Genomic DNA, 7,259 nt, shown 5'->3' with positions numbered 1-7,259 from the left:
GACCGCTGCCCACAAGCCTTCTTCTCAGCAATCGCACTCGCTGCGACCGTAATCTTCTGGCTTTGAAGGAGAACGAGTCCTGAGCCTAGGCTGAATGGCGGCTCGCCACCGTTGTTCTTTCTGTTGGTCTTGGGCGCTGCCGTGCGGCAGCGGTGGCTGAAGCCCGTATGAGGCGGTCAAAGGGAATAGCTTCGAAAAGGCGCCTTCGAGACGAAGGCTTGGGCAGCTTGCTTAGAAGGCCATGCTCCATAAGCGATCGAGCCTTTGGCAATTGTCACATAGCTGCATCGGCGCCATGGCGTCATGTGTGCGAACCAAGCAGTCACTGCGGCCGAGGTAAGGCGGGTGATGGCGGCTAACTTAAGAGGAAGGCACCTCTAGGCTGGGCGGGGCTTCGCGCCCAAACGGTAAACAATCCGCTTGGTATGTGCTGGAAGACCCGGCACTGGCGATCGTTTTGACGCTGCGCACCCACGTTTGTGCCGGTTTTCACCCCCTGATTTTGACCGAGCCGGTGAATGCGTTAGGTCTAAAGGCGACCCGCGCGGCCACGTAGGCGTGGGCCTGCTGAAGCCAAGCAAGGAGATGTGTCACCATGCAACTGGGCCAAGCGCGCGCGATCGCCGATGGAACCGCCGAAGATCTTTTCGCCATGCTCGGACCACGTCCGGCGCCTGGTGGGCAAGCGATCACCGTCTTCGCGCCCGGAGCGGAGCAGGTATTCGCGGTGGCGCAGGGCGGCACGGTGGAGCTTAAGCCTTTTCCGGGCGCAGAGGAGATCTTTACGGGGGAAATCAGCGGAGCGGGCGACTACACGCTGCGAAAAACAACGGCCGATGGGGACACCGTCAGCTATCGCGACCCCTACAGTTTTGGGCCTGTCTTGGGCGAGCTGGACGAGCATTTGATCTTGGAAGGCACGCACGGTCGGCTCTGGGACGCGCTTGGCGCGCATGTGATCGAGCACGAAGGGGTGCATGGCACGCATTTTGCTGTCTGGGCGCCGAATGCTCAGCGGGTTTCGGTGGTCGGGCCGTTCAACGGCTGGGATGGGCGGCGTGACGTCTTGCGGCGGCGTGGCGGGATTTGGGAAATCTTCCTGCCCGATATCGGTGAGGGCACCCTCTATAAGTATGAGATCGTCGATGCGTCCGGGAAGACGCTGCCGCTCAAGGCGGACCCGCTTGGCTTTGGCGGGCAGTTGCGCCCGGACAACGCCAGTGTCGTTCGGGATATCACGGGGTATGGCTGGGACGACGGCGCATGGATGGAGAGCCGCGCGGCGCGCAATGCCCGCGAAGCGCCGATTTCGATCTACGAGGTTCACCTCGCATCGTGGTGGCGCGACCAGACGCAGAATGGCCGTCCAATTTCCTACAAAGAAGCGGCGGTCAAGCTGGTGGACTACGTGTCCGACATGGGCTTTACGCATATCGAGCTTCTGCCCGTGGCAGAGCACCCATTTGATGGCTCTTGGGGCTATCAGCCCACCGGCCTATACGCGCCCACCGTGCGGCATGGGCCGCCGCATGAGTTCCGCGATCTGGTGGATGCAGCGCACCAGAAGGGGCTGGGCATTCTGCTCGACTGGGTTCCGGCACACTTCCCATCGGATGCGCATGGTCTGGCCGAGTTCGATGGCACGCCGCTTTACGAATATGCCGACCCGCGTGAGGGGTTCCATCGCGACTGGAACACGCTGATCTATGATTTTGGCCGGCGCGAGGTGGCGAATTTCCTTATCGCCAACGCCAGCTACTGGGTGCAGGAATACCACGTGGATGGCCTGCGCGTGGATGCGGTGGCCTCGATGCTCTACCGCGATTATTCGCGCAACGATGGGGAATGGGTTCCCAACAAGGACGGCGGACGCGAAAACTACGAGGCCATCGACCTGCTGCGGCGGATGAACACCGAGGTCTACGGCGCCATGCCAGGCACGATGACCGTGGCCGAGGAAAGCACGGCGTTTCCCAAGGTCTCGCGGCCGGTGGACGACGGCGGGCTCGGCTTTGGGTTCAAGTGGAACATGGGGTGGATGCACGACACGCTAAGCTATGTCGCGCTCGATCCGATCTATCGCCAACACCACCATCATCAGGTGACCTTTGGGCTGACCTATGCGTTCTCCGAGAACTTCGTGCTGGCGCTCAGCCACGATGAAGTGGTGCACGGCAAGGGCTCGATGCTGAACAAGATGCCGGGTGAAACGGCAGAGAAATTTGCCAACCTGCGCGCCTACTATGGCTTCATGTGGGGCCATCCGGGCAAGAAGCTGCTGTTCATGGGGCAGGAGTTCGCGCAATCGCGCGAGTGGGCCTTCGAGGGGCAACTGGACTGGGATCTGCTGGATGAGCCGCGTCACGCGGGGATGCAAAGTCTCGTGCGCGATCTTAATCGGCTCTATCGTGAGATGCCGGCGCTCCACCGCTATGACTGCTTGCCCGAGGGGTTCGAGTGGCTGCTGGCCGACGCGGCGGAAAAGAACGTCTTTGCGTGGCTGCGCAAGGGCGCAGCGGGCGACGCGCCGGTGGTCGTCGTGTGCAATTTCTCGGCGGTTGAACATGATGGGTTCACGCTGCCGATGCCGCAGGGTGGCGCTTGGCGCGAGATCTTCAATAGTGATGCAGGGGTTTACGGTGGCTCTGGGGCTGGCAACATGGGGCGCGTGATCGCCGATCAGCCAGGCGCAGAGGGCAAACCCGCGTCGGCCCGCATGCTGCTGCCGCCGCTGTCGACGCTGATGTTCACCCCCGAAGACACCTGACCTCAAAGCCGAAGACCCGGACCGCAAGACCACAGGAGACGCCACTTGTACGACCGTATGGACCCGCCCGCCTTCGACGCCGACGCGACCGCAGAGCTTGCCGATTGGTGCGAGCGCATCCTGACCACCGCGGAGGACCGGTTCAGCGCCGGGCGCAGTATCGCCCGGCGGCTGGGGGCGCAGGTCGAGGGCGATCGTGTGATCTTCGGCTTTTACGTGCCCGAGCTTCAGGATTGGAGCATTGCCGACGGCGACATCTTCATCGAACTGCTGCGGCCCGAAGCGGGCACCGAGCTTGATCTGACCGTCTCGCACAGTGAAATCGCCTTCGAGCGGGTGCTGCTGCCGGTGCAGCGCTGCGAGGCGTTCGCGTTTTGCGTCGCAAGCGGTGTGAAGGCAGGGGCGCGTGAGGTGACAGGGGATTTCTATGCGCTGGTCTGGCGTGACGCGGATCACAACTACACGCGCATCCTCGACCCGCTGGCCATGTCGGTGCCTTATGGCGCGTTCGCACCGGCGGAGGTTTATGACGTTGCCGCGATGCAGGATGCGCGCACCGACAAAGCGTATTTCGAGGCGCTGAAGAGCGACGCGCCGCATAAGTTCACCCCGCCCACCAGCATTCTGCAACTGCACATCCCGACCGCGACCGCCGGCGGCACGTTGGCCAGCCTCACCCGGCAGATCCAGCGCCTTGCGGAACGGGTCGAGCATGGCTTGCCACTGGAGCCGGCGGATGAGCTTTTCATGGGATATGACGCGGTGCAGCCGCTTCCGGTGGAGCCTACCACCGTTTATGAAGCGGGGCCGCCGTTCTGGACCGAAGGGCCCTCAAGCGAAGAGCGCGTCGAGGCGACGCTGACCCGGCCCAATACCACGAACTGGGGCTATGACGTGGTGATCTCTGGCATGGCGACGGTGAACCCGGTGCTGCTGGAAACCGCACGCCCCGATGAACTGGTCGACCTTGCCGCCGTGTTGCACACCTTCCCGGGAAAGCCGAAGAAGCTGATCCTCGACGTGGTGTTTGGCCACTCCGACAATCAGGGACTTGAGGTTCTTTCGAGCCACTATTTCGCCGGTCCCAACATGTACGGGCAGAACCTCGACTATCTGAACCCTTACGTACGGGGCATCTTGCTGGAGATGCAGCGCCGCAAGGTGGACTTTGGCGCCGACGGCGTGCGCGTCGATGGCGCGCAGGATTTCAAATGGTGGGACTGGGCGGCACAGACCCTGCGCCACGATGACGATTACCTTGCCGAGATGTCGGGGCTGACACAGGAGGTGGCGGGCACCACCTATCAGCCTTGGTTCGTCTTTGAAGATGGCCGCCCGTGGCCCGACGAGGATTGGGAACTGAGCTCGACCTATCGCGCGGTGATCGAGAACCAGACCCATGATCCGGACGTGTTCCAGTGGGGGCCTTTGACCTTCGCCCACAACACGCCGTTCATCTATACCTTCTGGCTGTCGAAATACTGGCGGATCAAAGAGATTCTGGCCCACGGCGCGAACTGGATTTCGGGCACCGCCAACCACGACACGCTGCGCCGGGGCACGCAGGTGAACCCCAAGCTGAACATCAACACCCGGCTTGGCGACACCAAGATGGAGATTCTCGACAAGGCCTACGACAACCCCGCGGTGTCGATCCTGACTTACGCGGTGTTCCCGGGTGTGCCGATGGACTTCCTCAATGCCACTGCGCGCGCCAGTTGGGGCTTCATCCGCAACCAAGACGACAAATACGGCGTCAAGGTCGTGGCCGAGGAGGCGATCAGCCTCAAATGGCAGGTCGACAGCTACAGCTACTCGATCCCGGGCAACTTCCGGCGGCTGAAGGAACTTGGGTTCGAAACTCGCGAGGATCTGGCTCGCTTCTTCGAGTTTCTTCCGGCACTGGTCGAGGTGACTGAGTATGATCTCAACACCATCGCGGCGCTGCTCAACGCGGTGGAGCCCGCGCTGGCGGGGCCAGAGCGCTTCACCGTCGGGCTGTTGAAACAGATCGCCTGCGCGTGGATGGATGACATGCACGAGTACTGCAACGTCTCGCACTACCTGTCCTATCTCGATCCGAACCAGACCGGCTTTATGCGGCGGCTGCGCGACTTCCGACAGTCGAACCCGTGGCTGCGCGGCAATTTCGGCGAGAACGACCAGTTCCGCTATCTCGAGCCGCTGGACGGGCGTACGGTTTTCGCCGCGCTGCGCAACGGGCCCGATGGGCGCAAGGTGTTTGCGGTATGCCACATGGAGGGACGCGAGACCGATGAGATCGAACCGCTGAAGCTGCTGCCAGAGGCCGAGCAGGGCAGGGAGTGGCGACTGGTGCTGCGCAGCCCCGGCATCGGCGAGGATTACACCGGCGGGCCGATCACCCTTCGGGATTCGATGGGGCTGGTGTTTGAGGCGGTGTAAGCGTCTCGGGACGGGCAAGAGACAGCGTGTCGGAGGGCGTGCAGCCGCGCCATTCGCTGATCCCCAGTTTGACCTCTTCGGCGGCTCGGTCGATCGCCTGATCGACCAGCCGCTCGGGGCTGGAGATCAGACCGTCGATGCGCTGCGCGGCGGTGTCGAGCCTGCCCTCCAACCGATCGATCCGTGCGGTGATCCGCTGCGCCGCCTCTGACGTCAGGTATGAGCCGTCTTCCCGCAGGGCGCCGAGATCGCTGCGCAGCCCGCTGACCTCCGAGGTCATCTCGCCGATTTCTGCGCGCAGCGGATCGAGCGAGACGAGGCTGCGGGCGAAACTGTCTGTGATCTCCTGCGCGCGGTGGCTCAGTTGCAGGGCAAGGAACAGGCACAGGGCCAGCAAGATCAGCGTGGCATTGAGTAGCGCGAGGATCAGGTTCCAGATCGTTCTGCCGAAACTGCGATCGCGCATGACTATTTTCCTTCCCCTCAAGTCACGTCAGCCTAGGAAGCCCGCGTTCATCTTGCAATCATGGCGAGAGCGCGTCGGTCACGTGATGCCAATTCGCCTCAGCCCTGTCCGACGGTCGCCCAAGTCAATTTGGGCTCTGCCGCATCATCATCTGTCGCGTCTGCCGTGCCGCGCAGCTTGCGTTTCGCGGTCACCCCATCGCCGGGGGCGATCCGCCCGGCGCTCATGGCCAGCGCCAGCATCCCCGCCGCGATGGCGGTCGCCGCCGATGTGCCGCTAAACCGGCAGTAGTAAGAGCGGTAGTCGGGCAGTTCGTCCTCGTCAGGGAGAATCTCGGGGAAAGGGCTGCCGTTGTAGCCCGCCGCACCGGGGACATCGGTGCTGATCACGTCGAGCGGCGAATAGGGCTCGCTGTCGTCAAGGTAGCTTGGCGAATGGGTGCTGGCGTAGAAATCCGGGGCCATCTGATCCAGCCGCACGATCTCGCTGTCGAGCCGCTCACTGTCGCCGCTGGGAGCGTAGAGCGTGACCGGCACGCTTGCAGAGCCAGTGTTGGAATAGCCCGCCCTGCGGCCTGTGCTGGTGTGGGCTCCGACAAGGATGATGCCGTTGTCCTCGGCAGCCAGAGACCCGGGATAGAGACGTGTGCCATCGCCTCCATTGCCGCTGGCGCAGAGGATGGGGCGGGTCAGCGACATGCGCGGCACCAGATCATGCAGCGACCTCCACAGCGCATCTTCCTGCTCGGAATATGTGACCGGGTAGGTGTCTCGCAACAGCCCAAGTTCCCGCGGATCACTGGTGCCATCGGCGGCGGCAGGCAAGTCCGTCACCGGGCTGCGCCACGGATCGGGAAAATCGCGGGCCAAGACGATGAGGTCGGCATCGATCAGATGCGCGTAAAGCATGGCGGCGAGGAACTGCTCGGGGTCGGGATCGAAGCTTGTCGAGATCGGGACGATCTCGCAGGTCGGATCGACGCCGATATAGGGCAGCCCGTGCCCAGCCAGCGGGCTTTCCACCTGCAGGTCGGGGCCACCGGGCAAGGCCTGCAGGTGGGTGGCGATTAGGTTGACGTCTTCCGCGGCGACCGGACGTGCCCCGATCAGCCCGGCCATGGCGGTGCCGTGGCCCGAGAAGGCGGCGGAGGTTGCCGGGAAAATCCGTTGCTCCGGGGTGGGGGTGCCCTGTGCGGCGGGATACTCCTTGGCCATGTGTGCCGTCATCTCGGTCAGCAGCGCCTCTGCGGTGGCATCTCCGATGGGGCAGGCGCGGGCCAGATGGCGCGACAGACGGTTGCGCGCGGGCGGCGTGGCCGGATCGGGGAAGGTGCCCAGCCGGTTCGAGAAGAAATCCACCGCAAGGTCCCAGGCGATCGCACCCTCGAGGTTGGGATGTCCGGGCGCGACCGACACGTCGATCAGCGCTACGCGGATCGGGTCCTCACCGGATGAGAGGCGTTTCTCGGCGGCGTCCCATGCGCTGCTGTCGAACCCCTTCGGGTCGTCCATCAGACCGAGCATGAACAAGTGCCAAAGCGCATGGTAGCCGTCATAGCGCCCGGTGCCGCGGGTGCTGGCGGGGGGGATGATACGTGCCATC

Annotated in this window: 4 protein-coding genes; 2 read left to right on the top strand and 2 right to left on the bottom strand. The window is 63.5% G+C overall.

From position 1 onward, the window contains the following. Positions 1-595: 595 nt before the first annotated feature. Both glgB and gghA read left to right on the top strand, forming a co-directional pair. Positions 596-2,767 (top strand): 1,4-alpha-glucan branching protein GlgB, encoded by a 2,172-nt coding sequence (gene glgB / locus ACXAJT_RS26225; protein WP_475241530.1) that lies wholly within the window; start codon positions 596-598, stop codon positions 2,765-2,767. A 45-nt stretch (positions 2,768-2,812) separates the two neighbouring features. After that, on the top strand, positions 2,813-5,191 hold the full coding sequence (gghA, locus tag ACXAJT_RS26220; RefSeq protein ID WP_475241528.1) for a glucosylglycerol hydrolase: 2,379 nt from the start codon (positions 2,813-2,815) through the stop codon (positions 5,189-5,191). Here gghA and ACXAJT_RS26215 read toward each other — a convergent pair. Both ACXAJT_RS26215 and ACXAJT_RS26210 read right to left on the bottom strand, forming a co-directional pair. Continuing rightward, entirely contained in the window at positions 5,148-5,657 is a 510-nt protein-coding gene (locus ACXAJT_RS26215; RefSeq protein ID WP_475241525.1) for a hypothetical protein, read from the bottom strand. The two genes, gghA and ACXAJT_RS26215, sit on opposite strands and share 44 nt — an antisense overlap. 98 nt (positions 5,658-5,755) lie before the next feature. Then, positions 5,756-7,258, bottom strand: coding sequence for a S8/S53 family peptidase (locus ACXAJT_RS26210; RefSeq protein WP_475241523.1), 1,503 nt, complete (start codon positions 7,256-7,258; stop codon positions 5,756-5,758). Position 7,259: the final 1 nt, after the last annotated feature.

The organism is Salipiger sp. ABF4_146 (assembly GCF_056161345.1).
Note: the sequence above shows the minus strand (reverse complement) of the source record. Positions and strands in the feature narration are given on the sequence as shown.